Here is a 26,648-nt window from a genome sequence, read left to right as displayed (position 1 = left end):
GGTCATCGTCGCCATCAACAAGGACGAGGAAGCGCCGATCTTCCAGATCGCCGACTACGGCCTGGTCGGCGACCTGTTCAAGCTCGTGCCGGAACTCGCGGCCGAGCTCGACAAGGCGAAGTAAGCGCGTCCCGTAATCCCCGCGAGAGGCGGGGATCCAGGGTTGCCACGAAGGGCGCCCGACGCGGAACGGATGTACCGCTCGCCCTAGGTTCCCGCCTTCGCGGGAACGACGGCAAAGGGCGGCATCTCGCTTCCCTGCTGACGGGCGCCCAAAGGCTCGCTATGAATGGGGGCGGCGTGGGAGTGATCTCGCGCCGCCCTCGTTTTGCCGGCCACCAGAACTGCGGCACGACGAATGCGTTTCTTGTGATGAGGCGGACATGATTTCTCGGATCGGTGTCATTGGGGCGGGTCAGATGGGCAACGGCATCGCGCAGGTCTGCGCGCAGGCCGGCTATGACGTGCGCCTCAACGACGTGTCGACCGACGCGCTCGACCACGCGATGGCGAACATCGGCCTCCATCTCGACCGGGCGATCGGCAAGGGCAAGTTGACCCAGGTCGAGCGCGACCACGCCTTGGCCCGCATCCAGACCGGCACCGACTACGCCATGTTCGCCGAATGCGATCTCGTCATCGAGGCCGCGACTGAGAAGGAGGCGATCAAGCGCGAGATTTTCAAGCGCCTGATCCCGAGCATCCGGCCGGACACGATCATCGCGACCAACACCTCGTCGATCTCGATCACCCGGCTCGCCGCGTCGACCGACCGGCCCGGCAGCTTCATCGGCATGCATTTCATGAACCCGGTGCCGGTCATGGCGCTGGTCGAGCTGATCCGCGGCATCGCGACCGACGAGAAGACCTTCGCCGCCATCCGCGAGCTCGCGGTCAAGCTCGGCAAGCAGCCGGTCGCGGCGGAAGATTTCCCCGCCTTCATCGTGAACCGCGTGCTGCTGCCGATGATCAACGAGGCGGTCTATACGCTCTACGAGGGCGTGGGTTCGGTCGAGGCGATCGACACGGCGCTCCGGCTCGGCGCCAATCATCCGATGGGACCGCTCCAACTCGCCGATTTCATCGGGCTCGACACCTGCCTTGCCATCATGCAGGTGCTCTACGAAGGCTTGGCCGATTCGAAATATCGCCCCTGTCCGCTCTTGGTGAAGTACGTCGAGGCCGGCTGGCTCGGCAAGAAGGCCAACCGCGGCTTCTACGATTATCGCGGCGAGCACCCCGTTCCCACTCGCTGAATACTGATACCGTCCGTCTCCATAAAAAAATCTTCACGCTTTGTACCGGCTGCCTCAAGACGAGGCAGCCGGATGGCCAAGCAATCGGCAATGCTGCGCTGCGTCATAGCTTCGTCGTGATTGCATGGCGGCAATGCAGCCGGCACCGGGTCCTTGGGCACGCGATGATTTGACTCATCGGCGGGCCGGGTGATACCGACAATCACCCCTTTCCAAGAGCCCCGTAGGAGGCCCTATGCCACGCGTGTCGATTGGCGATTGCAGCCTCTATGTCGAGCGACATGGGGACGGTTTCCCTGTTCTGCTGATTTCCGGCCTGAGCGGCCATGCGGCCTATTGGGAGCCGCAGATTCCGGCTTTCTCGCGCGAGTTCGGGCTCGTGCTCCACGATCATCGCGGCGTCGGCCAGTCCGACCATGTGAAGATGTCCTACACCATCGACAAGATGGCGGCGGACGTGGTGGCGCTCATGGACAAGCTCGAGATCGAGCAGGCCCATATCGTCGGCCATTCGACCGGCGGCGCCATCGCGCAGGTCCTGGCCATCGATTACCCGTCGCGCGTCAGGGCCCTCGTGATCACGGCGAGCTGGCCGAAGCCGGACGCCTATTTCCGGCGCGAGTTCATGCTGCGCAAGGAGATCCTGTCGGGCCTCGGCCCCACGGCCTATGTGCAGCAGGCGAGCCTGATGCTCTATCCGCCCGCCTGGGTCGCCGAGCATAACGAGGAACTGCGCCATTACGAGGCGCGCATGATCGCGAATTTCCCGCCGGTCGAGATCATGGAGAGCCGCATCGATGCGCTCATGGCGTTCGACCGGACCAAGGACCTGGGCAAGATCAAGGCACCGACCCTGATCGTCGGCGCCGCGGACGACCAAGTGATCCCGTCCTACCAGAGCGAGGCGCTCGCCCGTGCCATCCCGGATGCGGAGCTCAAGATGTTCGCGTCCGGCGGCCATGCCTTCACCCAGGTGAAGCCGCGCGACTTCAACCAGGCCGTCCTGCCCTTCCTGCAGGCGAACACGCCGACCTGAGCCGGCCCGCGGGCCGGGAACACGCCGGCCTGTAGGGCACTTCTTCGACACGGATCGCCCTCAGGGTGCGATCCGTTGTCGGAACCCATCTGCGCCTACCCCCAATATCCCACCACCGCCCCTGGCGCGTTGAATAAGCCATGCAGGGCCGCGCCCAGCCAGAAGCCGAAGTGGCGGTCGCGGTCGCGCCAGGCGAGATAGACGGCGGCGGTGAGGAAATAGGCCGAGAACAGGAACAGGGCTTGGCTCGGCGGCGGCGCCGTGACGAGCGTGGCGCTTGCGGCCGCGACCACCGAGAGTGTCCTGCCCGTCTCGCCACGCTGGGCGATCAGGTGCAGCAGCAGCAGAAAGACCGCGTTCTCGACCAGCGGCCACAGCAGCACGGCCCGGACCAGGTGCATGACCGATCCCGGAACCTCGGGATCGGCTGGAACGTTAGGTGCCGAGACCAGGATGATGACGCCGCCGCCCCAGGCGAGATGGGCGAGGCGCAGGCTGCGAGCGACATAGCACGCCTTCGGAACCGAAGCGTCGAACAGCGGATCGATCAGGTTGAAGCGGATAGGGCTGCCGGTTTCGCGTGCCACCGATCGAATATCCTGCGCTGCCATGCAGCAGGATCATCGCGTCACGATGACGCCCGGGCCTGTGAAAGAGCTCACAGGAAACAGCCTGAACCTGCTCGTCCAGGACCAATCCCCCGTGTCGGTTGCGCATGAACGGGCCGCCGGCACGGGGGATCAAAGGGCACCGGAAGCGTCAGGTCCCGGTCTTGATGCCCTTCTTGGTCAGCGCATCCAGCTGGCCCTGCAGGCTGTTGAGCCGTTCGGTCAATTCCTGGATGCCGGGCGCCGGTGCCGGCGGTTCGCTCGGTGGCACTTCCTCCCCGCCGGCCGCCTCACCTTCGGCGCCGAACGGTGTGAACATCTTCATCGCCTTCTCGAAGAGCGCCATGTTCTGTTTGCCCATGTCTTCGAGCGAGCCGAACGGAAACAGGCCGCCGAACGAGCCGCCGACGCTCTTTGCCAGCTGTTCCTGGTTGCGCGCGAAGGACTTCATGGTGAATTCGAGATAGCGCGGCAGCAGCCATTCCATGTTGTTGCCGTAGAAGCTGATGATCTGCCGGAGAAAGCTGATCGGCAACAGGTTTTGGCCCTTCTGCTCTTCCTCGACGATGATCTGGGTCAGGACCGAGCGGGTGATGTCCTCGCCGTTCTTGGCGTCGTAGACGATGAAATCGCCGCCCTGGCGGACCATCTGGCTGAGATTATCGAGGGTCACGTAGCTAGAAGTCGCGGTGTTGTAGAGCCGGCGGTTAGCGTATTTCTTGATGATGACGGGCGCCGGATCGCTTTGCGGTTTGGCATTCATCGAGGGGCTACCTTGGCAGTGTTTTTTGCAGCTATGTTGCGCAGCATAACAGATGCAGAAGCGGTTGCCCCACCCCGATTTGTGTGGTGCGTCCGTAATCGCAACGACCCTTTAGCCGGATATAGTCCGATACATGTCGAAGCCGCCCGATCTCGAAGCGCTCGCCCGCCGCTATGTCGAATTGTGGCAGGATCAGGTTGCCGCGACCGCGGTCGATCCGGAATTGACCGACGGGCTTACGCGGCTGATGCAGCTGTTCGGCGGCAGCCTCGCGGCCCAGGCCGGCCTGTGGCAGGCGCTCTGGCCGGACCTGGTCGCCCGCGCCGGCGCGCCCTACGCACCGTTCACGCCCAACCCCCGCCCTGCCGCGTCGGAAGACCCGCATCGTGACGCCCCCCAGTCAAGATCCACCCAGCCAAGATCCACCCAGTCAGGATCCAACAGGCCAGAGCCCCCCCGGCCAGGGGCCGCGGCGGCGCCGTCAGGGTCCGCGCCCGTTGCCGGCGCATCTGCTGACGGCGGGCACGACATGGCACAGCTCAAGGCTCGCCTTGCCCTTCTTGAAGAGCGGCTTGCTTCCCTGGAAACCGGAGCTGGAACCCCGCGCCGAGGAGCTCGCCCGGGCGCTCGACGCCGTCGAGCTTCGTGACTTCGCCGAAGCGGTCGAGAGCGAGCTTGCCCAGCGCGCCGACCGTTTCGCCGCCGGTATCGAGGCCTATCGCCGCCACCCTTATCGTCGCGCGCTCGCCGATCCGCCGGAAATCTGGCGCTCGGGCACAACGCGCCTCATCGACTATGGCCCCGAGCACGGCCGGCCGGTGCTGGTCGTGCCCTCGCTCATCAACCGCGCCTACGTGCTCGACCTCGCGGCCGACCGCAGCCTCTTGCGCTATCTCGCCGCCCGCGGCATCCGGCCGCTGCTCGTCGACTGGGACAAGCCCGGCGAGACGGAGCGGCAGTTCGACCTGACCGCCTATATCGCCGGCCGGCTCGACGCCGCGTTCGAGGCGGCGCTCGACCGGGTCCGCGGCCCGATCGGCGTCGTCGGCTATTGCATGGGCGGGCTCCTGGCGCTGGCGCTGGCGCTTCGCCGCCGGCGCGAGGTGGCAGCACTCGGCCTGCTCGCCACCCCCTGGGATTTCCAAGCCGGCAACGAGGCGTATGCGCGCTTCGTAGCAGCGCTCGCGGGACCCGCGGACATCACGTTCGGGCCGATCGGGTGGGTGCCGACCGACATGCTGCAGACGCTGTTCTTCATGGCCGACCCGCATCTCGCGATCCGCAAGTTCAGCCGCTTCGCCGACCTTGACCCGAACACGCCCGAGGCGCTCAATTTCGTCGCGACCGAGGATTGGCTGAACGACGGCGTGCCGCTGGCCCTGCCCACGGCCAAGGACTGTTTCGGCGGCTGGTACGGCGAGAACCAGCCGGTGCGTGGAACCTGGTCGATCGCCGGCCAGCCGGTGGCGCCCGGCCACTTCGACCGGCCGGCCCTCGTCATCGCCCCGGCGCGCGACCGGCTGGTGCCGCCGGCATCCGCCCGGCCGCTCGCCGCCGCCCTGCCCAAGGCAACGCTCATCGAGCCTGACCTCGGCCATATCGGGCTCATCGTCGCCGGCCGTGCGCCGGCCCAGGTCTGGGCGCCGCTCGGCGACTGGCTTGAGCGCCACGTCCCACAGCCATAAATTCCCGCAGCGATAGCCGCAAATTTCATTAAATTGCCACGAAGCCCGGCGTCTCAGGCGATCCGCTGCAAATCTGCTGCAAATTCAACGACAAACGCCGTCAATTGTCGTCGCGCGACGCCGTCGGGGCTGGACGGCCGTTTTCGCAGCCCCTTATGGTAGCAAGGCGATAAACGTCATGCCGATCGCCAAGCCTGGTTCAACAGGCGGCACCGGCTTCTTCTCTCGTGTTCCCGGAGGAACCATCCCATGTCGGACGTCATCATCGCCGGAGCGGCCCGCACCCCCGTCGGCAGCTTCAACGGCGCCCTTGCCAGCGTCCCGGCCCATTACCTGGGTGAAATCGTGATCCGCGAGGTCATGGCGCGCGCCGGCGTCCAGCCGGGTGAGGTGAGCGAGGTCATCCTGGGCCAGGTGCTGACGGCGGCCCAGGGCCAGAACCCGGCCCGCCAGGCTGCCATCAACGCTGGGTTGCCGATCGAGACGACCGCCTACGGCATCAACCAGGTGTGCGGCTCGGGCCTGCGCGCCGCAGCACTGGGCTTCCAGGCGATCCGCAACGGCGACAGCCAGATCGTCATCGCCGGCGGCCAGGAGAGCATGAGCCAGTCGACCCACGCCTTGCACCTGCGCGCCGGCGTGCGCATGGGCGACGCGCAGATGATCGACACGATGATCCGCGACGGACTGTGGGATGCGTTCAACGGCTACCACATGGGCACCACGGCCGAGAACGTCGCCGAGAAGTACCAGATCACCCGCGAGCAGCAGGACGAGTTCGCGCTCAATTCTCAGCTCAAGGCCGTGAAGGCGGTCGAGTCCGGCCGCTTCAAGGACGAGATCGTCGCGGTCAAGATTGCCGGCCGCAAGGGCGACGTGCTGGTCGATACGGACGAGTATCCGAAGGCCGGCTCGACGATCGAGGGCCTGGCCAAGCTGCGGCCCGCCTTCTCCAAGACCGGCACGGTGACCGCCGGCAACGCGTCCGGCATCAATGACGGCGCCGCGGCCGTGCTGCTCATGAGTGCCGCCGACGCGGCCAAACGCGGCGTCAAGCCGCTCGCCCGCATCGTGTCCTGGGCGACCGCCGGCGTCGACCCGTCGATCATGGGCACGGGCCCGATCCCGGCAAGCCGCCTGGCACTCAAGAAGGCCGGCTGGACCGCGGACCAGCTGGACCTGATCGAGGCGAACGAGGCCTTTGCGGCCCAAGCCTGCGCCGTCAACAAGGACCTGGGCTGGGACACGGACAAGGTCAACGTCAACGGCGGCGCCATCGCCATCGGCCACCCGATCGGCGCGTCCGGCGCGCGCGTGCTGGTGACGCTGCTGCATGAAATGCAGAAGCGCGGGGCCAAGAAGGGCCTGACCACGCTGTGCATCGGCGGCGGCATGGGCATCGCCATGTGTGTCGAGCGGGAATAGCCAGACCGCCCCTTCCGTCATGGCCGGGCTCGACCCGGCCATCCACGCCCGTCTACCGCCACCATGTCTCGTGGCAACGCGTGGATCCCCGGGTCAAGCCCGGGGATGACAAACCATCGAGCTTCGGAGTTTCAACGGGGACCGGCCGGTTAACGGCCGGACGCTAAACAGGGAGACGTACAATGCCACGTGTTGCAGTCGTGACGGGAGGAACCCGCGGCATCGGGGCGGCGATCAGCGTCGCGCTCAAGAATGCCGGCTACAAGGTCGCTGCCAACTATGGCGGCAACGAGGACGTGGCGCGCGCTTTCACCGCGGAAACCGGCATCCCGACCTACAAGTTCGACGTGTCGAGCTTCGAGGCCGTGAAGAGCGGCATCGACAAGATCCAGGCCGAGCTGGGACCGGTCGAGATCGTGGTCAACAATGCCGGCATCACCCGCGACGGCACGATCCACAAGATGACGCCGGACCAGTGGCATGCGGTCATCGATACCAACCTGACCTCCTGCTTCAACCTGGCCCGGGTGGTGATCGACGGCATGCGCGAGCGCAGCTTCGGCCGCATCGTCAACATCGGCTCGATCAACGGCCAGGCCGGCCAGTACGGCCAGGTCAACTATGCCGCGGCGAAGTCGGGCATCCACGGCTTCACCAAGGCGCTGGCCCAAGAGGGCGCCGCCAAGGGCGTGACCGTGAACGCCATCGCGCCCGGCTATATCGATACCGAGATGGTCCGCTCGGTGCCGCCGCACGTGCTGGAGAAGATCGTCGCCAAGATCCCCGTCGGCCGCCTCGGCCAAGCGAGCGAGATCGCGCGCGGCGTCCTGTTCCTGGTCGCGGACGACGCCGGCTTCATCACCGGCTCGACCCTGTCGATCAACGGCGGCCAACATATGTACTGACCCAGGTCGAGGGCCTGTGGCAGGATCGCCCTGCCACAGGCCTTTTTTTCCGGGCATCGTTCTCACCCAAACCTTGACCAACCTTTCCGTCACAACGTCCGACCCCACCCTCGCCCGGCGCAACCGGGCGACGGCTGTCGACGGCTTCTGCAGCGGCCCGCCGCTCGCCTCGCGCGCGCTCTGGCATAGCCCCCAATCCAACTTGGTACAGCCATGACGCCGCGCGAGCACTTCAGCCCGTCGGAAGCGCGGCGCATTGCGCTCGCGGCCCAGGGCTTCGGCCTCGCCCGGCCCGAGACAACCGAGGCCGGACACCTGAAGAAACTGACCCGGCGCCTTGGCGTCGTGCAGATCGATTCGGTCAACGTGCTGGCGCGCGCGCACTACCTGCCGACCTTCTCGCGCCTCGGCGCCTATGACACCGAGCTTCTGCACCAGGCAGCCTATGCCGGGCGCCGGCGCCATCTCTTCGAATATTGGGCGCACGAGGCGTCCTACGTGCCGGTCGAGTATTACCCGCTGCTGCGCTGGCGCATGGCGCGGGCGGCGAGCGGCAGCGGCATCTATGGCGAGCTCGCCCGCATCGCGCGCGAGCGGCCGGACTATGTCGAGCGGATCTACGACGAGGTGCGCGCCCGCGGCCCCATCTCGGCCGGCGAGCTCGAGGCCGAGGCCGAAGCGGCGCCGCGGACCGGGTCGGGCGGCTGGTGGGGCTGGAGCGACGGCAAGCGGGCGCTCGAATATCTGTTCTGGGCCGGGCGGATCACGACCGCGACCCGGCGCGGCTTCGAACGGCTCTACGACCTGACCGAGCGGGTCCTGCCCCGCGCCGTGCTCGCGGCCCCCGTGCCCGAGATAGCCGAGGCCCAGCGCCAGCTGCTCATGATCTCCGCCAAGGCGCTCGGCATCGCGACCGAGCCGGACCTGCGCGACTATTTCCGGCTCCGGCCCGAGGACAGCAAGGCGCGGCTCGCCGAGCTGGTCGAGGCCGGGGCGCTGCTGCCGGTCACCGTCAAGGGCTGGAGCCAGCCGGCCTATCTCGATCCGGCGGCGCGCCTGCCGCGCCGGATCGGGGCCCGCACGCTCTTGTCGCCGTTCGACCCGCTGGTGTTCGAGCGCTCGCGGACCGAGCGCCTGTGGGACTTCCGCTATCGCATCGAGATCTATACGCCCGAGGCGAAGCGCGTGTTCGGCTATTACGTGCTGCCGTTCCTGCTGGGCGACAAGCTCATGGCGCGCGTCGACCTCAAGGCGGACCGGGGGAGCCGCGTGCTGCAGGTGCCGGCCGCCCATGTCGAGGGGCATGCAGACCCCGCCGCCGTCGCGCCCGAGCTCGCCCAGGCGCTGGTCGAGACCGCCCGCTGGCTCGGGCTCGAGCGCATCGAGCTGGGCAGCCGCGGCGATCTGATGCCGGCGCTCGCACGCCACGTGCCGGACGCCATGCGCAGCGAACCGGTCAGCCAGACCGCATAATGCGCAGCGCCCCCGCCCGGTCCCGCCTATGTTTTTCGAGCCCGTTTCTTGCAAGGTGGCGATCGACGCCACCTCGTCGGACGAGAACAGGATGGACCTGACGCCCACGCACCAGCCCATCGACACGCACCAGCCGATCGAACTGACCCGCGAAACGATCCAGGCGGGCACGGTCATCAAGCTCGCCTCCGCCCACGGCATGCGCGTGCTGACCGACGAGGAGCGCGCGACCTCGATCGCCGAAACGCTCGCGGCCCGGCCGAAGAGCGCCGACCCGAGCGGCGATCTCTGGCTGTTCGGCTACGGCTCGCTCATCTGGAACCCGGCCTTTCATTTCGCCGAGCAGCGCAAGGGCCGCGTCCACGGCTGGCACCGGCGCTTCTGCCTGTGGACCCCGCTCGGCCGCGGCAGCCCGGAGCAGCCGGGCCTGGTCCTGGCGCTCGAGCGCGGCGGCGCCTGCACCGGCATGGCGTTCCGCCTGGCGGCCGAGCAGGTTGCCTGCGAATTGGACATCCTCTGGCGCCGCGAAATGCTGAGCGGCGCCTACAAGCCGCGCTGGGTCAAGGTCACGACCGCCGACGGCCCGGTCGACGCCGTTACCTTCACGATCGATCCGGCCAACCCGCGCTATGCCGGAAGGCTCGCCGAGGACGAGATCGTCCGCGTCGTGGCGACCGCCGTCGGCCGGCTCGGCCCGTGCACGGACTATCTGTTCAAAACGACCCAGGCGCTCGCCGAGCTCGGCCTCGAGGACCGGACCTTGCAGCGCCTCAAGCGCCGCGTCGAGGTGCTGCTCGGCGGCAAGGTCGACTGCTCCTGAGCGCGCGGCCACCCTGGATTCCCGCCTGCACGGCAATCCAGGGCCGGCGCCCGATCGGCCGGAGTTACGCTCAGCCGCGTTACGCGCGCCCGTAAGTGTCCTCGAACCGGACGATGTCGTCCTCGCCGAGGTAGCTGCCCGACTGCACCTCGATCAGGTGCAGCGGGATGCGGCCGGGGTTTTCCAGCCGGTGGTTGGTGCCGAGCGGGATGTAGGTCGACTGGTTCTCGGTCAGCAGCAGCTCCTCGTTGCCGCGCACGATCTTGGCCGTGCCCGAGACGACGACCCAATGCTCGGCGCGATGGTGGTGCATCTGCAGCGACAGCTTGCCGCCGGGCTTCACCATGATGTGCTTCACCTGCACGCGCTCGCCGTTATGGATCGAGCGGTAGGTGCCCCACGGCCGATGCACGGTCGGCAGGTGGGTCAGCTCCTCTCGCTTGTCGAGCTTCATGCGGTCGATGAGCCGCTTCACGTCCTGAGCGCGCGACTTGGGCGCCACCAGCACCGCATCGGCCGTCGCGACCACGATCAGGTCATCGACGCCGACCGCGGCGAGCAGCCGCTCCTCGGTCCGGAGATACGAGCCGCGGCAATCGACCGCGACCACGTCGCCGATCTGGACCATCTGGTTCTCGTCCTTGGGCGAGATGTCCCAGAGCGCGTCCCAGGCGCCGACGTCGTTCCAGCCCATGGCGACCGGCACCACGGCGGCGTTCGACGTGTGCTCCATGACCGCATAGTCGATCGACAGGTTCTCGGCCTTGGCGAAGTCCTGGGCCGCCAGCCGATGGAAGTCGAGATCGCCCTTCTCGTGCGCCACCGCCGCCTCGACCGCGGCGTAACTCTCGGGCAGGCGCGCCTTGTACTCGGCGAGATACGTCTGCACCGGGAACAGGAAGATGCCGCTGTTCCAGGTATAGTCGCCCGAGGCGACATATTGCTCGGCCCGCTCGCGGTCCGGCTTCTCGACGAAGGCCGCGACCTCGAAGGCGCCGGTCTGGCCCACCGCCCCGCCGCGGCGGATATAGCCATAGCCGGTCTCGGGCCGGTCGGCATGGATGCCGAACGTCACGAGCTTGCCGGCCGCGGCCGCCGTGGCCCCGGTCTCGATCGCCTTCAGGAAGGCCGGGTGGTCGGCGATCGCATGGTCGGACGGCATGATCAGCATGAGCGCGTCGGGATCGCGCTGGCTGATCCAGAGCGCCGCGGCCGCCGCCGCGGGGCCGGTGTTGCGCGCAATCGGCTCCAGCATGATCGTCTGCGGCTTGACGTCGATCTGACGCAGCTGCTCGGCAATGATGAAGCGATGCTCCTCGTTCGCCAGGATCACCGGTGCCGCGAACAGGTCGGCCTGCAGCACGCGGGCGACGGAGTCCTGCAGCAGGCTGCGGGCGCTCAGGAGCGGCTGCAGCTGCTTCGGATAGGCCGCGCGGGACATCGGCCACAGCCGCGTCCCCGAGCCGCCGGACAGGATTACCGGATGAATAAGGCGCTTGGCATTCAGGATCTTCGGGTCGGCCACGGTCTTCGCCTCCTCGGGCATAGTCCTGTCGTTCGTCCGAAACGTCCGCCCATCCCCTGGATGCGGCGGACATCTCTCTTCGGTATCGCCAGTTACAACGCGAAACCGCCGTCCACCAGCAGAATCGTACCGGTCGTGAAGGCAGATTCGTCGCCGGCGAGATAAACCGCCGCCGCAGCGACCTCCTCCGCCTCGCCGAGCCGCCCCATCGGCTGCCGCTCGATGAAGGCCTTGCGGGCCGCGACCGGGTCGTCGAACGCATTAATACGGTCGTCGAGCGACGGGGTCGCGATCGTGCCGGGGCAGATCGCGTTGCAGCGGATGCCCTTGCGGATGAAGTCGGCCGCGACCGCCTTGGTCAGGCCCACCACGGCCGCCTTGGTCGTGCCATAGACGAAGCGATTGGGAATACCGCGTACCGACGAGGCGCCGGACGCGATATTGACGATCGAGCCCTTGCCCTCAGCCAGCATGCCCGGCAGGAACGCACGGATCGTGCGGTACATGCTCTTGATGTTGAGGTCGAAGCTGAAGTCCCAGTCCGCATCCGAGCATTCGAGGACGCTGCCGTGATGCACGAAGCCGGCGGCGTTCATCAGGATATCGATGGTGCCGATCTCGGCGGCGAGTGCCGCGATCGCCTGGTCGTCGCGCACGTCGAGCCGGCGCGTCTCGATGCCAGGCTTGCCCGCCAGTTCGGCGAGTGCTGCCTCGTTGACGTCGGTCGCGATCACCCGTGCTCCTTCGCGCGCAAACGCCAGGGCCGAAGCCCGGCCGATGCCCTGGGCCGCCGCCGTCACGAGCGCCCGCTTGCCGGCCAATCTCTCAGTCACTGTCCTAATCCTCCCGGTATGATGTCGCTGGGAATAACGCCGTTTGGCGGCTACCCGCTCAATCGTATCGGCCGGAACCGCCGGTCGCCAAGGGGCAGCCGGAACTTTGGTATGAGGAGAAATCGCCACTCGATTGCTTCCTGCGCATCCTTGTTTGCCGCCACGCGATCGCTCGGCTAAGGTGCGCGGCCGAACGAGGGCTGCCGGCCAAGGCAGCCGCCCGGGGATGATGGTCGAGACGCAATTTGCGATTAGGGGGAAAGCCGATGAGAAAAACGACACTCGCTGCCTTGGCTCTGCTGCCGCTCGCCACGGCCGGCGCAATCTGGACCGCGCCCGCCAAGGCCGAGGACGTCACCATCGGCGCGATCGAGATCCTGACCGGGCCGAACAGCCGCTATGGCGTCGCGATCAAGAACGGCTTCGACCTGGCGCTGGACGAGGTCAACAAGACCGGCGTCCTGGGCGGCAAGAAGCTCGTCATCCAGTACGAGGACTCGGCCGGCAACAAGGACCAGGCGGTCAATGCCGCGCGCAAGCTGATCGGCATCAGCAAGGTGCCGCTGCTCCTCGGCCCGACGCTGTCGAACGAGATGTTCGCCGCCGGCCCAGTCGCGAACGAGCAGAAGATTCCGATCGTCGGCACGTCGACGACCGCGAACGGCATCACGGCGATCGGCCCCTATGTCTTCCGCACCTCGCTGCCTGAGGCCGACGTCATCCCCGTGACCCTGAAGACCGCCCAGGCCAAGTTCGGCATCAAGAAGGTCGCGGTCATGTATGCCAACGACGACGCCTTCTCGAAGTCGGGCTATGACGTGTTCAAGGCGACGCTCGAGAAGCTCGGCATCCAGACGCTGACGACCGAGACCTTCGGCACGAAGGACAGCGATTTCTCTGCCCAGCTCACCAAGATCAAGAGCCTGAATCCCGACGCGGTCGTGGTCTCGGCGCTCGTCGAGCCGGCCTCGGGCATCCTCTTGGACGCGCGCTCGCTGGGCTTCGACGAGAAGGTCCGCTTCATCGGCGGCAACGGCTTCAACTCGCCGAAGCTGGGCGACATCGCGGGCGAAGCGGCCGACGGCACGATGGTCGGCAGCCCCTGGTTCATCGGCAAGGACGATCCGGCCAACACCAAGTTCGTGGCCGCCTATCGCGCCAAGTACAAGGATGATCCGGACCAGTTCGCGGCCCAGGCCTACGACACGCTGCACATCGTCGCGAACGCCATCGACAAGGCGGGTGCCGCCGATCCGGAGAAGATCAAGACGGCGCTGCAGGCGGCCAAGTACACGGGCGTCATGGGCCCGTTCTCCTTCACCGAGAACCGCGATCCGGCCGATGCGTCGGGCGTCGTGGTGCTCGAGATGAAGGGCGGCAAGTTCCAGATCCTGAAGTAACAGTCTGAACGGCCGGCGGATCTTCTTGTCCGCCTGCCGCCAGTCCGGCTTGGCACCTTCGAGACAATGCTCGCCCAGATCCTCCAGCAGCTTCCGCAGCAGCTCCTGAACGGCCTCGTTCTAGGCTCGACCTACGCGCTGTTCGCCCTCGGCTTCACGCTGATGTTCGGCGTGCTCGGCGTGATCAACCTGACCTACGGCTTCTATTTCACCACGGGCGCGTTCCTGGCGCTCTACGGCACGAAGCTTTTGGGCCTGTCGATCTGGCTGGCGCTGCCGGGGGCGGCGATCCTGACCGGCCTCATCGCCATCCTGTTCGATGCGGCGTTGCTCACGCCGCTCCGGCGCAAGAAGGCGCCGGAGCTCGCCTCGCTGATGGTGACGCTGGGTGCGACGCTCCTGCTCTATTCGCTCGCGACCGCAAGCTTCGGCACCGACATCCGGCGCCTGCCGCCCGCCGTCATCAGTCATGCCGCCTATACCATCGGCGGCGTGCGCGTGACGCTGTCGCAGATCCTGATCATCGTCACCACCGTGCTGATCGTGGTGGCGCTCCTGAGCCTCATCCGCGGCACGCGCTTCGGCCTCTCCATGCGGGCGCTCGCCGAGAACGGCGAGGCAGCCCAGCTCATGGGCGTCAATACCGACGCGGTGGTGCGCATGGTCTCGTTCATCTCGGCGGCTCTCGGCAGCACGGCCGGGGTGCTGATCGGGCTCAATTTCAACGCGATCCAGCCTTACATGGGCGAGAGCATGATGCTGAAGGGCTTCGCCGTGATCATCATCGGCGGGCTCGGCGACATCAAGGGCGCGCTCGTCGCGGGCCTGGTCATCGGCATCCTCGAGGTGCTGACCGCCGGCTTCATCTCCTCTGCCGTCAAGGATGCGGCCGGCTTCCTCCTGCTGGTCGCCACCCTCTGGTTCCGCCCGGTCGGCCTGTTCGGCCGCGCCCCGGTCAAGCGCGCCTGACGCCCGCCCGCGAGGAAACCCATGTCCGCCGCGCTCGACAGTTTCTTCTTCTCGTACCAGGCCCTGATCTTCGCCGTCGGCGTGAACGGGCTCCTGGCGCTCTCCATGTACACAGTGCTCGCGATCGGCCAATTGTCCCTGGGCCAGGCCGCGTTCATGGGCATCGGCGCCTATGTCTCGACCCTGCTGACGCTCGACGCCGGCTGGCCGTTCTGGGCCGTGCTTATGGCCGCCATGGCGGTGCCGGCGCTGGCGGCCCTCGTGATCGGCGGCCCGACCTTGAAGCTCACCGGCGTCTATCTGGCGCTGGCGACGATCGGGCTCGGCGAGATCCTGCGCATCTTCTGCAATGCGTCGGAGCTCACCGGCGGCGCCCTCGGCCTTTCGGGCATTCCGAACAAGACGAGCTTCGGGCTGATCTACGGCATCCTGGCGCTGGCGCTGCTCGGCGCTGTGCTGGTCGCGCGCTCGAAGCTCGGCCGCGCCATGGAGGCGATGCGCGAGGACGAGGTCGCGGCCGGCGTCATGGGCGTCAACCTGCCGGCCATGAAGCTGGGCGCGCTCGTCGTCTCGGCCATGCTGGCCGGCCTCGCCGGCGCCCTGAACGCGCATGCCAACAGCTTCATCGGCCCGAACGACTACGGCTTCGACCAGGCAGTGACGATCCTGTCGTTCGCGCTCCTGGGCGGCATCGGCTCGCCGTTCGGGCCGGTGCTGGGTGCCGTCATCCTGACCGTGCTGCCGGAGCTCTTGACCGCCCTTCACGACTTCAAGCTGGTGGTGAACGGCTTCATCATCGTCGTCGCCGTGCTGTTCATGCCGCGCGGGCTGCTCGTCTGGCGCATCGGGCGGATCGGGTGAGCGGCATGGCGTCCCCCCTGCTCGAGGTCCAGGACCTGACTGTGCGCTTCCGCGGGCTCGTCGCGGTCGACCACGTCAACTTCACGGTCGAGCCCGGCACGGTGCACGGGCTCATCGGCCCGAACGGCGCCGGCAAGACGACCTGCTTCAACCTCGTCTCCGGCCTGATCCCGCCGAGCGGCGGCACGGTCAGGCTCGCCGGTGCATCGCTCGACGGCCTGCCGAGCTGGAAGCGCACCCGCGCCGGCCTGTCGCGCACGTTCCAGAACATCCGCATGTTCCAGGAAATGACTGTGCGCGAGAACGTGATGACGGGCATGCATGCACGGCTCGCGGCCTCGATCCCGGAGATCCTCGCCCGCTTCGGCCGGTTCCGGCCCGAGGAGCGCCAGGCCAAGGCGCGAGCGGACGAGCTCTTGGCCTTCGTCGGCCTCACGGACGCCGCCGACCGGCGTGCCGGCGACCTGCCCTATGGTGACCAGCGCCGGCTTGAGATCGCCCGCGCGCTCGCCTCCGGCCCGAAGCTCCTGCTGCTCGACGAGCCCGCGGCCGGCATGAACCCAACCGAGACCCAGGCACTGGTTGGTTTGCTGAACCGCCTGAAGCAGGACGGGCTGACCTTGCTGCTGGTCGAGCACGACATGCATTTCGTCATGAGCCTGTGCGACCGCATTACCGTGCTGAACTTCGGCCGCAAGATCGCCGAAGGCAGCCCGCGCGAGGTGCGCGAGGACCCGGCCGTAATCGAGGCCTATCTGGGTGCCAAGGTGGCCGAGAAGCTGAAAGGGAGCGAGGCATGAGCGGGTCGCCCGGCTCTGTGCTGGAGGTCCGCGGCCTGACGCTGGGCTACGGGCGGACCGATGCGGTCAAGGGCATCGACCTCGACGTCGCCGACGGTGCCGTGGTCTCGCTGATCGGCGCCAACGGCGCCGGCAAGACCACGACGCTGCGCGGCCTTTCCGGCCTTCTGAGGGCGCGCTCGGGCTCGGTCAAGTTCGCCGGTGCCGAGATGGCCGGGCAGTCCGCCTACAAGATCGCGCGCGCCGGCATCGTCCAGGTGCCGGAGGGCCGCCAGGTCTTCGCGAACATGACGATCGACGAGAACCTGCGCATGGGCGCCTATCTGGTCGCCGACGCGGCCGAGATTCAGCGCCGCCGCCAGGGCGTGCTCGACCGGTTCCCGCGATTGGGCGAGCGGCTGCAGCAGCTGGCCGGCCTCTTGTCCGGCGGCGAGCAGCAGATGCTGGCGATGGGTCGCGCGCTGATGGCGGACCCGAAGCTGCTGCTGCTCGACGAGCCGTCGATGGGCCTGGCGCCGCTGTTCATCGAGGAGATCTTCCAGATCATCCGTGCCTTGAAGGCCGAACGACGGACCATTCTCCTGGTCGAGCAGAACGCCCAGGCCGCCCTCGAGGTCGCCGACCACGCCTACGTCCTCGAGACCGGCCGCATCAAGCTGCACGGGCCAGCCGCCGAGATCGCCAACAACCCGGAAGTGATCGCCGCCTATCTGGGGGCGGCGTGAGACTCCCCAACTATCCCCGCCTCCGCGGGGATGACGGTTTGTATTATCGGGCGGCAAAGCCTACCACGCTTCGTCACCTTCATAGAAAGCCCCGCTTGCGTCGTTCCCTGCTCCTGCCCGCCCTGATCCTCGCCAGCGTTTCGACCGCCGCGTCGGCCCAGGCCGTGGTGCCCACGGCCGAGGACGGGCTCATGGTGGGCGCCATCGATCCGGCCGTCTCGCCGTGCCAGGATTTCTACGCCCATGCCTGCAACGGCTGGCTCAAGGCCAACCCGATTCCGCCGGATCAGACCAGTTGGGACGCCGATTCCCAGCTGGTCGAGAGCAACCGGGCGAAGCTCAAGGCGATCCTCGAGCGGGCCGCCGCCGATCCCACGCCCGCGACCAAGCGCATCGGCGACTATTGGGCCGCCTGCATGGACGAGAGCGCCATCGAGGCCAAGGGCATCGAGCCGCTCCGGCCCGAACTCGACGGCATCGCGGCGGTGACCGAGCGCCGTGACCTGGCGCCGCTCGTAGCACACCTGCACCTGATCGGCACCGACGTGCTGTTCAGCTTCGGCTCCGACCAGGATTTCCGCGACGCGACCAAGGTCATCGCCGAGGTCGACCAGGCCGGTCTCGGTCTGCCCGATCGGGACTATTACCTGAAGAAGGGCAAGGAAGCGGACCAGACGCGCGCCGCCTACGTCGCCCATGTCGAGCGGCTGTTCGAGCTCCTGGGCGAGCCCGCGGCTCAGGCCGCGCGGGACGCCGACACGGTGATGGCGTTCGAGACGGCGCTCGCCCGCGCCTCGCTCTCGACCGTCCGCCGGCGCGACCCGAGCGCCGTCTATCACAAGGGCCCGCGCAGCGAGCTCGACCGGCTCGTCCCCGACTTCGACTGGGCGGCTTACCTCTTGGGTGTCGGCTCCCCGGATTTCGACGCGCTCAATGTCGCAGCACCGGATTTCCTCGCCGCGGTCGAGCGGCTGCTGGTCACGACGCCCGTCGAGGACGTGAAGACCTATTTGCGAGCCCATCTCCTCGCCCATGCCGCCGACATGCTGCCGGCGCGCTTCGTCGAGGAAAGCTTTGATTTCTATGGCCGCACGCTCACCGGTGCCAAGGAGCTGCGCCCGCGCTGGAAGCGCTGCGTCGGCTTCACCGACGGCGATCTCGGCGAAGACCTGGGCCGGATCTATGTCGAGGATGCGTTCGGCGCCGAGGGCAAGGCGCGCATCCTGGCGCTGGTCAAGAATCTGAAGGCGGCCTTCGCCCAGGACATCGCCGGCCTCGGCTGGATGGGCGCGGAGACCAAACAGAAAGCACTGCACAAGCTCGAGGTCATGGCCGAGAAAATCGGCTATCCGGACAAGTGGCGCGACTATTCGGCACTCGAGATCCAGCGCGACGATGCGCTCGGCAACCGTTTCCGCGGTGCCACGTTCGAGTTCCGCCGGCAGCTCGCCAAGATCGACAAGCCGGTCGACAAGGACGAATGGTACATGTCGCCGCCGACGGTCAACGCGTACTACGACGACCAGCGCAACGACATCAATTTCCCGGCCGGCATCCTGCAGCCGCCGAATTTCGACGCCCATTGGGACGACGCGATCAACTACGGCGCGATCGGCGCCACGATCGGCCACGAGATGACCCACGGCTTCGACGATTCCGGCCGCCTGTTCGATGCCGATGGCAATCTCGCCAACTGGTGGACGAAGAAGGACGCAGCGAACTACCACGCACGCTCGGAATGCATCGCGCGCGAATATGCCGGCTTCAGCCCGCTGCCGGGCGTCAAGCTCGACGGCCATCTGACCTTGGGCGAGAACACCGCCGACAACGGCGGCACGCGGCTGGCCCTGATGGCGCTCCGCAAGGCGCTCGCCGCCCCGGACCGGAATTCGCATACGCCCCAGAAGATAGACGGCTACACACCGGACCAGCGCTTCTTCCTCGCCTATGCCCAGAGCTGGTGCACGAACCAGACGCCGGCGTCCGCCCGGCTGCAGGCGCTGACCGACCCGCATTCGACCGCGTCCTTCCGCGTCAACGGCGTGGTCGCGAACATGCCGGAATTCGCACACGCCTTCTCGTGCAGGCCCGGCACGCCGATGGCGCCGGCCAAGAGCTGCCGGGTGTGGTGAGGAACGGGTCGGGGCTCAGCACCCCGCCCCGTTCCGCCTGAGCTCAGAGCGTCGGCACCGACTTCGGATCGGCAAGCTTCAGCGGCTTGGCCGTGTATTTGAACGGCTTGCCCTCGGTAACGTTCTTGTCGCGATCGACAAAGATCGGCACGCCGGAGATCGACTCGCTGTCGATCGTCAGGGTGAGGAAGCCCCAGATTTCTTCCGCGTCCTTCAGCACGGCGCCCGTGTCCACCGCGCTGTCGCCGGGCGCGGCGCTCAGCTGGTGCAAATTGTGGTAGCCGCCGTTGCCGACGACCAGGAACGGTGTCGGCGTGCCCGAGATGATCTCGTGCTCGATCAGCTGGTAATTATGCACATGGCCCGTCAGCACCATGTTCGGCACCCGGCCGGTGTCGCGGATCGCGTTCTCGAGCGCGTCCGCCATCTTGGAGCTGCCGCTGTGATACGTGTCGAACGAGTAGATCGGGTGATGCAGCGCCAGGATCAGTGCCCGGTCGTCCGGCGCGGTCGCGAACTCGTTGGTCAGCCACTGCTGCTGCGTCGAATCGATCGAGCCGTGCTCCGGCACGTTGGTATACATGCCGATGAAGGTCGCGAACGGCGTCACGAACGTCCAATAGACGTTGGGCAGGCTCAGCTGCACACGCGGCGCATCCTTGGAGATCGGGTCGACGTCCGGGTTGGCCTGCATGAAGTACTGCACCCAGCCGTCGAGCGAGGTCTGCGCCGAGGGATCGTCGACCTCGCCGTCGTGGTTGCCCGGGATCGAGAAGATCGGCGCCTCGTAATGCGCGTAGGGCTCGTAGAACTGCGCGTAATATTCGCTCTTGGCGCCGGTGAAATAGACCACGTCGCCGACGTGGTAGCAGAACTGCGGCTTGGCATCGCCGGCGTCCGCCAGGTGCTGCACCATCAGGGCCGCGACGTTGCCCTGATATTCCGCGTCCTTGATGCCGCCCGTGTCGCCGACGACGTGGAATACCTGCTGCTTGGCAGCGGTGATCGATTGCGCGATGTCCGGGAAATGGTCGGAGAGATCGTAGTGGTAGGGCGGCAGGCCGAGGGCCCGCGGCAGCGGCTGAAAGCTGGTGTTGCGATGGGTCACCGGATCGAGCGGCTGCACCCCCGGATGAGCCTGGGAATGCCCAGGCTTCGGCCTGGTCCGGACGGCACCCGGTCGGAACCGTTGATGCGATGCTTGCTGATGCGGGGTCATGCTGCCTCCCTCTTGCGATGGCGTGGTGATGCTTGAGCGCGGCGCGAGGCCGCGGCACAACGACGACGTGCGGGCGGGCGAGGCATCCTAGCGGAACCGCAGTAATTCGATTGTTATAGATAAATGAATCGATCTGCGATTGAGTTCGCCCATGTCATCAACACGGCATCGCAGCATGGCAAAGGCGCATTTCCATAGACTGTGACTCGGGTCACAACACCGCGAGACACTACCGGCGTATACTGACGCCCCTCTCATGTGCCTCGGGATTTGCCCCGTACGCCCAATAAGGGGGATCGAAAATGACGGTTCTGGATCATCCTCCGGCAGCCTTCGCCGGGATCGTCGCCCGCATCAAGGCGATCCTGCTCTCGCCCTTGACCGAGTGGCCGAAGATCGAGGCGGAGCCCGCCACGATCGGGGGCCTCTATACCGGCTATATCCTCATCCTCGCCGCCATCCGCCCGGTGTGCAGCGCCATCCACGGCATCGTGTTCGGCTACGGCTTTGCCGGGTTCAGCTATCGGCCGTCGGTCGGCAGCGCGCTCTCCACCGCCATCCTGCAATATGTCCTGGCGCTCGCCGGCGTGTTCGTCCTGGCGCTGGTGATCGACGTGCTCGCCCCGCGCTTCGGCGGCCAGAGCAACCGGGTGCAAGCCTTCAAGGTCGCGGCCTATTCCTCGACAGCCGCCTGGGTCGCGGGCATTTTTTCACTGCTGCCATGGCTCGGCGTACTGGGCATTCTCGGGCTCTACAGCCTCTATCTGCTTTACCTGGGCCTGCCGCGCCTGATGAAGGCGCCGGAAGCGAAGGCGCTCGGATATACCGCGACGGTCATTGTCGTCGCCGTCGTGCTCTATCTGGTCCTGGGCTTCATCGGCGGTCGGCTCGCCGGCTTCGGCGCCTCCGTGCCGCCCGAGCGGGCGGCCACCGCCACCCAGGGCAGCGCCGGCAGTGCCGGGACGATCGATCTGCCCAACGGCGCGCACCTCGACATGGGCAAGCTGCAGTCGGCGGTCAATCAGCTGGGCGCCGTCGCCAAGCAGATCGATCCGAGCCAGTCCGGCAACAAGAGCACCGACGCCGGTGCGCCGCCGGTCAAGGCTGTCTCGACCGACAGCCTCAAGGCGTTGCTGCCGGCGAGCCTGCCGGGTGGCTTCTCGCGCACCGAGCTCTCGAGCGGCACGGCGTTCGGTGGCGCCGGGGCCGAGGCGACCTACCAGAGCGGCAGCAATACGCTGAAGCTGAGCGTGACCGACCTCGCCGCCGCCGGCTCGCTCGCGAGCCTGGCCGGCGTGTTCGGCATCGAAAGCGACCATGAGACGGCAACCGGCTTCGACAAGGTCGCGCGCGTCAATGGCCAGCTGACGGTCCAGCAGTACGACCGACAGTCCCATGCCGGCAAATACAGCGTGCTGATCGACGACCGGTTCATGATCGGTGCCGAGGGCACGGTCGGCTCGTTCGACGACCTCAAGAGCGCGGTCGCGACCATCGCGCCGGAGCGGGTGCTGGCGCTCAGATAGCATCGAGGCCGCCACCGGCCGGCGCACGCTCACAGGCCGGAACCCCTTTGTCCGCAAAAGGTTTATAATCGGCACGGGCATTCAACTTTGCTTGGCGGTCCGCCATGATCACCCTCGCCGAAGCGCGCGAAGCCTATCGCGGCTATGCCCCGACCTATGACTTGCTGTTCGGGCCGCTGCTGCAGCGCGCGCGCCGGCGGGCGATCCGGGCGGCGAACGACCGGCCGGGGCAGCGGGTGCTGGAGATCGGTGTCGGCACCGGCCTGTCGCTGCCCTACTACCGGCCGGATGTCCGGCTCGTCGGCATCGACGTCTCGGCCGAAATGCTGGCCAAGGCTGAGGCGCGGGCCCGGCGCTGCGGCCTTGCCGAGCGCTGCCAATTCCAGCTGATGTCGGCCGAGGCCATGGCCTTTGCCGACGACAGTTTCGATCTGGTGGTGGCGCTCTTCGTCGCCTCCACGGTGCAGGACCTGGGCCGGTTCGGCGCGGAAATCGGTCGGGTCTGCCGGCCCCAGGGCCGCATCATGCTGGTGAACCATTTCTCGACGCCGGCCGGGCTCTCGGCCCGGCTCGACCGGCAGCTCAGCCGCTTCGCGGGCTCGCTCGGGTTCGAGCCCTATTTCCCGCTCGACCGCTTCCTCGCGGAAACCGGGCTCCGGGTCACGGCCAGCGCACCGGCCGGGTTGTTCGGCCGGCTCAGGCTCATAGAGGCGGGCAAGGGCTGATCGGCCGGCCCGCGCTGTCGCGCCTGCTGCTGGGTGCCCGCAACCGGGGCATCGTCGCTGCCGACGTCATCCTCGACGTTTTCGCGGGTGCGCCGTGACGGCGGTTTACTTGCAAAGACAAGAAACGTGCGCCATGTGAGGCACCTTGCCGAGACGTCTTCCGGAAGTGCCGCTCATGATCGACGACGCCGACCGCCACTATTATGAACCGTCCAAGGGCCACGGCCTGCCGCACGACCCGTTCAACTCGATCGTCGGGCCGCGGCCGATCGGCTGGGTCTCGACGCGCGGCGCCGACGGCACGGTCAACCTGGCGCCCTACAGCTTCTTCAACGGCTTCAACTACACCCCGCCGATCATCGGGTTCTCCAGCACGAGCCCCAAGGATTCGCTGCGCAACGTGCAGGAAACAGGCGAGTTCGTGTGGAACCTGACCACCCGCGAGCTGGCCGAGCGGATGAACCAGAGCTGCGCCGCCGTGCCCTATGGCATGAACGAGTTCGAGCTCGCCGGCCTGACCCCGGTGCCCTCCCGGCTCGTCAACGTGCCGCGCGTCGCCGAGAGCCCGGTCAATTTCGAGTGCAAGGTCGTCGAGATCCTGCAGCTCAAGAACCACAAGGGCGAGGCGACCCAGGCCTGGCTGACGCTCGGCGAAGTCGTGGCCGTGCACATCGCGAAGCATCTCCTGAAAGACGGCATCTTCGACACGTTCGGCGCCGGCATCATCCTGCGCGCCGGCGGCCCCAGCGCCTATGCCGAGATCGGCCCGGAGACCCGGTTCGACATGCACCGGCCGCGCTAAATCAGGCCCCCTCGCCCGCTCCTGCGGGCGAGGGCTTCCTTAGGCGTTCAGGCGGGAAAGTTGGTCGAGAGTGCCAGCGTCCGCCAGGCTTCGAGCTCGGCCGCGACGAAGCGGTTCTTTTCCTCGATCCGGGCGACCGTGTCGCTACCGAGCGGCAAGCGGAGCGGCGGCTCGGTGGCGTCGACGAGCGCCAGGATCGCGGTCGCGAGCCGGGCCGGGTCGCCCGGCTGGGCATGGTTGGCGCCGGTCGAGAATTCCCGCATGGCGCCGACGGTCGGGGCGTAGTCGGCGATGCGGGCCAGCGGCTTTACGACCGGATCAAGCCGGCCTTTCTCGACATCGGCGCGGCGATCGAAGATCTGAATGCCTTTCGCGACGCGCCGGTCGGCACCTTGCGCATCAATGCGGCGAAATCGGCCGCCCGGCTGGTGCTGCTGCCGATCGTGGCCCGGTTCCTCGCGACCTATCCGGGCGTGCGGGTCGAGCTGACGATCGACGACGCGCTGGTCGACGTGGTATCGGAAGGCTTCGATGCCGGCGTGCGCTTCGGCGAGATCATCGCCGGCGACATGATTGCGACCGCGATCGGGCCGCGCCAGCGCTCGGCCGTCGTCGCCACCCCCGCGTTTTTCGAACAGCACCCGCTACCCCGGGTGCCGCAGGACCTCTTGGGCCTGCCCTGCATCCGCTACCGCTTTCCGAGCGGCGCCCCCTATCGCTGGGAGTTCGAGCGAGACGGCACGCCCATCGAGATCGAGGTCGAGGGCCCGCTGATGCTCGCCGACTGGGACATGACGATCGACGCCGCCCTGGCCGGCGCCGGCGTCGCCTATGTGTTCGAGGGCATTGCCGAGCCCTTCCTCGCCGATAGGCGCCTCGTGCGGGTGCTCGAGGACTGGTGTCCCGCCTACCCGGGCTTCTTCCTCTATTACCCGAGCCGCCGCCAACTGTCCGCGGCGCTGCGCGCCTTCATCGAGTTCGCGCGGCGGGGGTAGATATGCCCTTGCCCGCTCGCGTGGGCGAGGGTTGGCGCCTTCCGCCCTGCCCCGATCTCTGCCACTCTCCTGCCGCTTGCAGGTCGAACGGGGGGATCGATGGTGCCGCGCGGTTTTCTGCTGTTGCTCACGATCCTGGCGTTGCTCACGATTCCGGCCCGCGCTGACCAGGTGCTGCGCCTCGGCAACGGGTCGGAGCCGGCGACGCTCGACCCGGCGCTGTGCGACCTCGAGCCGGACCTGCAGATCCTGCACGACCTGTTCGAAGGGCTGGTCGTGATCGGCCCCAAAGGCGAGGCGCTGCCGGGTGAGGCCGAGCGCTGGACCGTGAGCCCCGACGGCATGACCTATCGCTTCACGCTCAGGCCCGGTCTCACCTGGTCGAACGGCGCGCCCTTGACCGCCGAGGATTTCGCCTGGAGCTGGCGCCGCGCGGTCGATCCCGGGACCGGCTCGAAATACGCCTTTCCGTTCTATCCGATCCTGAATGCCCAGGAGATCGTGACCGGCAGGGCCGACCCCCAGAGCCTGGGCGTGCGCGCGCTCGACGACCGCACCCTCGAGGTCCGGCTCAAGGCACCGACCGGCTTCTTCCTGAAGCTCATCGGCATGCCCGCCTTCAGCCCGGCCTACCGGCCCGCGGTCGAGAAGTTCGGCCGGCAATATTCGCGGCCCGGCAACCTGGTCTCGAACGGCGCCTTCGAGCTCGCCGAATGGACGCCGCAGTCGCGCATCGTGCTCCGGCGCAGCTCGCGTTACTGGGACGCGGGCGCCGTGACACTCGACCGGGTCGAATACCTGCCGATCGAGAACCAGAATGAGGAGCTGAAGCGCTATCGGGCGGGCGAGCTCGACATGACTTACGACGTGCCGTCCGACCAGATCGACCTGATACGCGCCGAGCTTGCGCCCGACCTGCACATCCTGCCGTACCTCGGCACCTATTACCTGGGCTTCAACCTGACCCGGCCGCCGTTCAAGGACAATCTGAAGCTGCGCGAGGCGATCAACCTCGCAATCGACCGCGAGGCGATCGTCGGCAAGATCACCCGGACCGGCGAGACCGCATCCTACGGCTGGGTCCCGCCCGGGCTCGACGGCTATGAGAACCAGAGCTTTCCCTGGAAGGACGAGCCAATGGCGGCACGCATCGCGCGGGCGCGCCAGCTCTATGCCGAAGCCGGCTACGGCCCGGACCGGCCGCTCGAGATCGAGCTGCGCTACAACACGAACGAGAACCACAAGAAGATCATGATCGCGGTGGCAGCCATGCTGAAGCAGGCGCTCGGCATCCGGGTCAGCCTGGTGAACCAGGAATTCAAGGTGTTCGTCGAGGCGCGCAAGGAGAAGCGCGAGACCCAGCTGTTCCGCGACGGCTGGACCGCGGACTACCCGGACCCCAACAATTTCGCCGAGCTGCTGCTGTCGAGCGCCGGCCTCAATGACCCGGGCTATGCCAACCCTGAATATGACGATCTCGTCCACCAGGCCCAGGGGACCGTCGACGCGCCCGAGCGCATGAAGCTGCTCGAAGCGGCGGAGCGGCTGGTGCTGCGCGACCAGCCGCTGGTGCCGATCTACAGCTATTCGATCAAGCGGCTGATCAAGCCCTATGTCCACGGGCTCGAGATCAACATCCTGAACTTCTACTATTCGAAGCCGGTCCGGCTCGACCCGCATTGAGTGGGCGACGTCGGGACGGCGGGACTCTTGCCGCCGCCTCTCCTCCGTCATGCCCGGCCATGACGATTAGAGAAGAAGGCGATCGAAGAGTGAAAATTTTTCGACATATCACCACATAACGGTAAAATTTCCCAGTTCTACTCGATAAACCGCCACAGTTTGGGAACTTATGGCAGGAAATCCGCCATAGAATGGTGCCGTCCAGCAACGAAGCACCCCGAGAGCCCGCCCATGTTCGACAAGCTGTTCCTCGATCATCCGCGCACGGTCGACGAGACCTATTTCGAGCATATGCAGGTCGCAGGCTATTTCGGCGTGACCATGCTGCTCGCCGGGCTCGCCTGCCTCGTCCATGCGCTCATCCCCGGCGCCTTCACCAAGACCGGCAGCAAAGCGGTGCGCCATCTGCACGAGCGGATGGTGACGGCGCGCCATCGCGGCGCGGTCGCGGGGGCGGCGCGCTCCTGAGCCACCGCCGCCGC

The 26,648-nt window shown here is 67.1% G+C and carries 25 protein-coding genes and 1 pseudogene; 20 read left to right on the top strand and 6 right to left on the bottom strand.

The window, feature by feature from the left end; all coding sequences use genetic code 11:
- The 3 genes and pseudogenes from IEY58_RS05915 to rutD form a co-directional block, all read left to right on the top strand.
- Positions 1–124 (top strand): annotated as a pseudogene (locus IEY58_RS05915) (electron transfer flavoprotein subunit alpha/FixB family protein); the annotation flags it as partial.
- A 259-nt stretch (positions 125–383) separates the two neighbouring features.
- A complete protein-coding gene (locus tag IEY58_RS05910; protein WP_189043466.1) occupies positions 384–1,256 on the top strand; it encodes a 3-hydroxybutyryl-CoA dehydrogenase in 873 nt (290 codons plus the stop codon).
- 235 nt (positions 1,257–1,491) lie between these two features.
- On the top strand, positions 1,492–2,292 hold the full coding sequence (gene rutD / locus IEY58_RS05905; RefSeq protein ID WP_189043464.1) for a pyrimidine utilization protein D: 801 nt from the start codon (positions 1,492–1,494) through the stop codon (positions 2,290–2,292).
- A gap of 95 nt (positions 2,293–2,387) precedes the next feature.
- On the opposite strand, the gene IEY58_RS05900 is transcribed toward rutD, so the two are convergent.
- Both IEY58_RS05900 and phaR read right to left on the bottom strand, forming a co-directional pair.
- Positions 2,388–2,879 carry a hypothetical protein gene (locus IEY58_RS05900; protein WP_189043463.1) on the bottom strand — a complete coding sequence of 164 codons (492 nt, stop codon included), beginning with the start codon at positions 2,877–2,879 and terminating at the stop codon, positions 2,388–2,390.
- Between the two features lie 172 nt (positions 2,880–3,051).
- A complete protein-coding gene (gene phaR / locus IEY58_RS05895; RefSeq protein ID WP_189043461.1) occupies positions 3,052–3,663 on the bottom strand; it encodes a polyhydroxyalkanoate synthesis repressor PhaR in 612 nt (203 codons plus the stop codon).
- Positions 3,664–4,235: 572 nt separating this feature from the next.
- On the opposite strand from phaR, the gene IEY58_RS05890 reads away from it, so the two are divergent.
- The 5 genes from IEY58_RS05890 (at position 4,236) to IEY58_RS05870 (ending at position 9,971) form a co-directional block, all read left to right on the top strand.
- Positions 4,236–5,348, top strand: a complete 1,113-nt coding sequence (locus tag IEY58_RS05890) for an alpha/beta fold hydrolase (RefSeq protein ID WP_229743517.1) — start codon at positions 4,236–4,238, stop codon at positions 5,346–5,348.
- Between the two features lie 249 nt (positions 5,349–5,597).
- Positions 5,598–6,773, top strand: a complete 1,176-nt coding sequence (locus tag IEY58_RS05885; RefSeq protein ID WP_189043457.1) for an acetyl-CoA C-acetyltransferase — start codon at positions 5,598–5,600, stop codon at positions 6,771–6,773.
- A 182-nt stretch (positions 6,774–6,955) separates the two neighbouring features.
- Positions 6,956–7,678, top strand: a complete 723-nt coding sequence (gene phbB / locus IEY58_RS05880) for an acetoacetyl-CoA reductase (protein ID WP_189043455.1) — start codon at positions 6,956–6,958, stop codon at positions 7,676–7,678.
- A gap of 213 nt (positions 7,679–7,891) precedes the next feature.
- A complete protein-coding gene (locus tag IEY58_RS05875; RefSeq protein WP_189043453.1) occupies positions 7,892–9,151 on the top strand; it encodes a winged helix-turn-helix domain-containing protein in 1,260 nt (419 codons plus the stop codon).
- 91 nt (positions 9,152–9,242) lie between these two features.
- Positions 9,243–9,971 carry a gamma-glutamylcyclotransferase gene (locus tag IEY58_RS05870; RefSeq protein WP_229743516.1) on the top strand — a complete coding sequence of 243 codons (729 nt, stop codon included), beginning with the start codon at positions 9,243–9,245 and terminating at the stop codon, positions 9,969–9,971.
- A gap of 79 nt (positions 9,972–10,050) precedes the next feature.
- On the opposite strand, the gene IEY58_RS05865 is transcribed toward IEY58_RS05870, so the two are convergent.
- Positions 10,051–11,517: a mannose-1-phosphate guanylyltransferase/mannose-6-phosphate isomerase gene (locus tag IEY58_RS05865; RefSeq protein ID WP_189043452.1), complete on the bottom strand. Its 1,467-nt coding sequence runs from the start codon at positions 11,515–11,517 to the stop codon at positions 10,051–10,053.
- 71 nt (positions 11,518–11,588) lie between these two features.
- The gene (locus IEY58_RS05860) at positions 11,589–12,329 is read right to left on the bottom strand and encodes an SDR family oxidoreductase (RefSeq protein WP_189043450.1); all 741 of its coding nucleotides are present in this window, start codon (positions 12,327–12,329) and stop codon (positions 11,589–11,591) included.
- Positions 12,330–12,595: 266 nt separating this feature from the next.
- Here IEY58_RS05860 and IEY58_RS05855 point away from each other — a divergent pair, with 266 nt between their 5' ends.
- The 6 genes from IEY58_RS05855 (at position 12,596) to IEY58_RS05830 (ending at position 19,216) form a co-directional block, all read left to right on the top strand.
- Entirely contained in the window at positions 12,596–13,729 is a 1,134-nt protein-coding gene (locus tag IEY58_RS05855; protein WP_189043448.1) for an ABC transporter substrate-binding protein, read from the top strand.
- 66 nt (positions 13,730–13,795) lie between these two features.
- Positions 13,796–14,698, top strand: a complete 903-nt coding sequence (locus tag IEY58_RS05850) for a branched-chain amino acid ABC transporter permease (protein WP_189043446.1) — start codon at positions 13,796–13,798, stop codon at positions 14,696–14,698.
- A 21-nt stretch (positions 14,699–14,719) separates the two neighbouring features.
- Positions 14,720–15,559, top strand: a complete 840-nt coding sequence (locus IEY58_RS05845) for a branched-chain amino acid ABC transporter permease (RefSeq protein ID WP_189043444.1) — start codon at positions 14,720–14,722, stop codon at positions 15,557–15,559.
- Positions 15,560–15,564: 5 nt separating this feature from the next.
- Positions 15,565–16,359, top strand: coding sequence for an ABC transporter ATP-binding protein (locus IEY58_RS05840; protein WP_189043442.1), 795 nt, complete (start codon positions 15,565–15,567; stop codon positions 16,357–16,359).
- On the top strand, positions 16,356–17,084 hold the full coding sequence (locus tag IEY58_RS05835; RefSeq protein ID WP_189043440.1) for an ABC transporter ATP-binding protein: 729 nt from the start codon (positions 16,356–16,358) through the stop codon (positions 17,082–17,084). Before IEY58_RS05840 ends, IEY58_RS05835 begins: the two co-directional genes overlap by 4 nt.
- 95 nt (positions 17,085–17,179) lie before the next feature.
- Positions 17,180–19,216, top strand: a complete 2,037-nt coding sequence (locus IEY58_RS05830; protein ID WP_229743515.1) for a M13 family metallopeptidase — start codon at positions 17,180–17,182, stop codon at positions 19,214–19,216.
- A gap of 43 nt (positions 19,217–19,259) precedes the next feature.
- On the opposite strand, the gene IEY58_RS05825 is transcribed toward IEY58_RS05830, so the two are convergent.
- Entirely contained in the window at positions 19,260–20,342 is a 1,083-nt protein-coding gene (locus IEY58_RS05825; RefSeq protein ID WP_189043438.1) for a metallophosphoesterase family protein, read from the bottom strand.
- Positions 20,343–20,737: 395 nt separating this feature from the next.
- On the opposite strand from IEY58_RS05825, the gene IEY58_RS05820 reads away from it, so the two are divergent.
- The 3 genes from IEY58_RS05820 to IEY58_RS05810 all read left to right on the top strand — a co-directional run bounded on the left by IEY58_RS05820 (position 20,738) and on the right by IEY58_RS05810 (position 23,488).
- The gene (locus IEY58_RS05820; protein ID WP_189043436.1) at positions 20,738–21,961 is read left to right on the top strand and encodes a Yip1 family protein; all 1,224 of its coding nucleotides are present in this window, start codon (positions 20,738–20,740) and stop codon (positions 21,959–21,961) included.
- Positions 21,962–22,065: 104 nt separating this feature from the next.
- Positions 22,066–22,686 carry a class I SAM-dependent methyltransferase gene (locus tag IEY58_RS05815; RefSeq protein WP_189043434.1) on the top strand — a complete coding sequence of 207 codons (621 nt, stop codon included), beginning with the start codon at positions 22,066–22,068 and terminating at the stop codon, positions 22,684–22,686.
- Positions 22,687–22,831: 145 nt separating this feature from the next.
- Positions 22,832–23,488, top strand: coding sequence for a flavin reductase family protein (locus IEY58_RS05810; RefSeq protein WP_229743514.1), 657 nt, complete (start codon positions 22,832–22,834; stop codon positions 23,486–23,488).
- A gap of 47 nt (positions 23,489–23,535) precedes the next feature.
- Here IEY58_RS05810 and IEY58_RS05805 read toward each other — a convergent pair whose 3' ends face one another.
- Positions 23,536–23,751, bottom strand: a complete 216-nt coding sequence (locus tag IEY58_RS05805; protein WP_189043432.1) for a Rossmann-fold NAD(P)-binding domain-containing protein — start codon at positions 23,749–23,751, stop codon at positions 23,536–23,538.
- Here IEY58_RS05805 and IEY58_RS05800 point away from each other — a divergent pair.
- From IEY58_RS05800 to IEY58_RS05790, 3 genes are all read left to right on the top strand, one after another.
- On the top strand, positions 23,722–24,483 hold the full coding sequence (locus IEY58_RS05800) for a LysR substrate-binding domain-containing protein (RefSeq protein ID WP_189043431.1): 762 nt from the start codon (positions 23,722–23,724) through the stop codon (positions 24,481–24,483). The two genes, IEY58_RS05805 and IEY58_RS05800, sit on opposite strands and share 30 nt — an antisense overlap.
- Positions 24,484–24,582: 99 nt before the next feature.
- Positions 24,583–26,166, top strand: coding sequence for a peptide ABC transporter substrate-binding protein (locus IEY58_RS05795; protein WP_189043429.1), 1,584 nt, complete (start codon positions 24,583–24,585; stop codon positions 26,164–26,166).
- 231 nt (positions 26,167–26,397) lie between these two features.
- Positions 26,398–26,634, top strand: coding sequence for a DUF6356 family protein (locus IEY58_RS05790; RefSeq protein ID WP_189043427.1), 237 nt, complete (start codon positions 26,398–26,400; stop codon positions 26,632–26,634).
- The last annotated feature ends 14 nt before the right edge of the window (positions 26,635–26,648 follow it).

The sequence above is a fragment of the Aliidongia dinghuensis genome, from assembly GCF_014643535.1.
In the GTDB taxonomy this organism is placed as follows: Bacteria; Pseudomonadota; Alphaproteobacteria; order ATCC43930; family CGMCC-115725; genus Aliidongia; species Aliidongia dinghuensis.
This window is presented reverse-complemented; position numbering and strand designations above follow the sequence as displayed.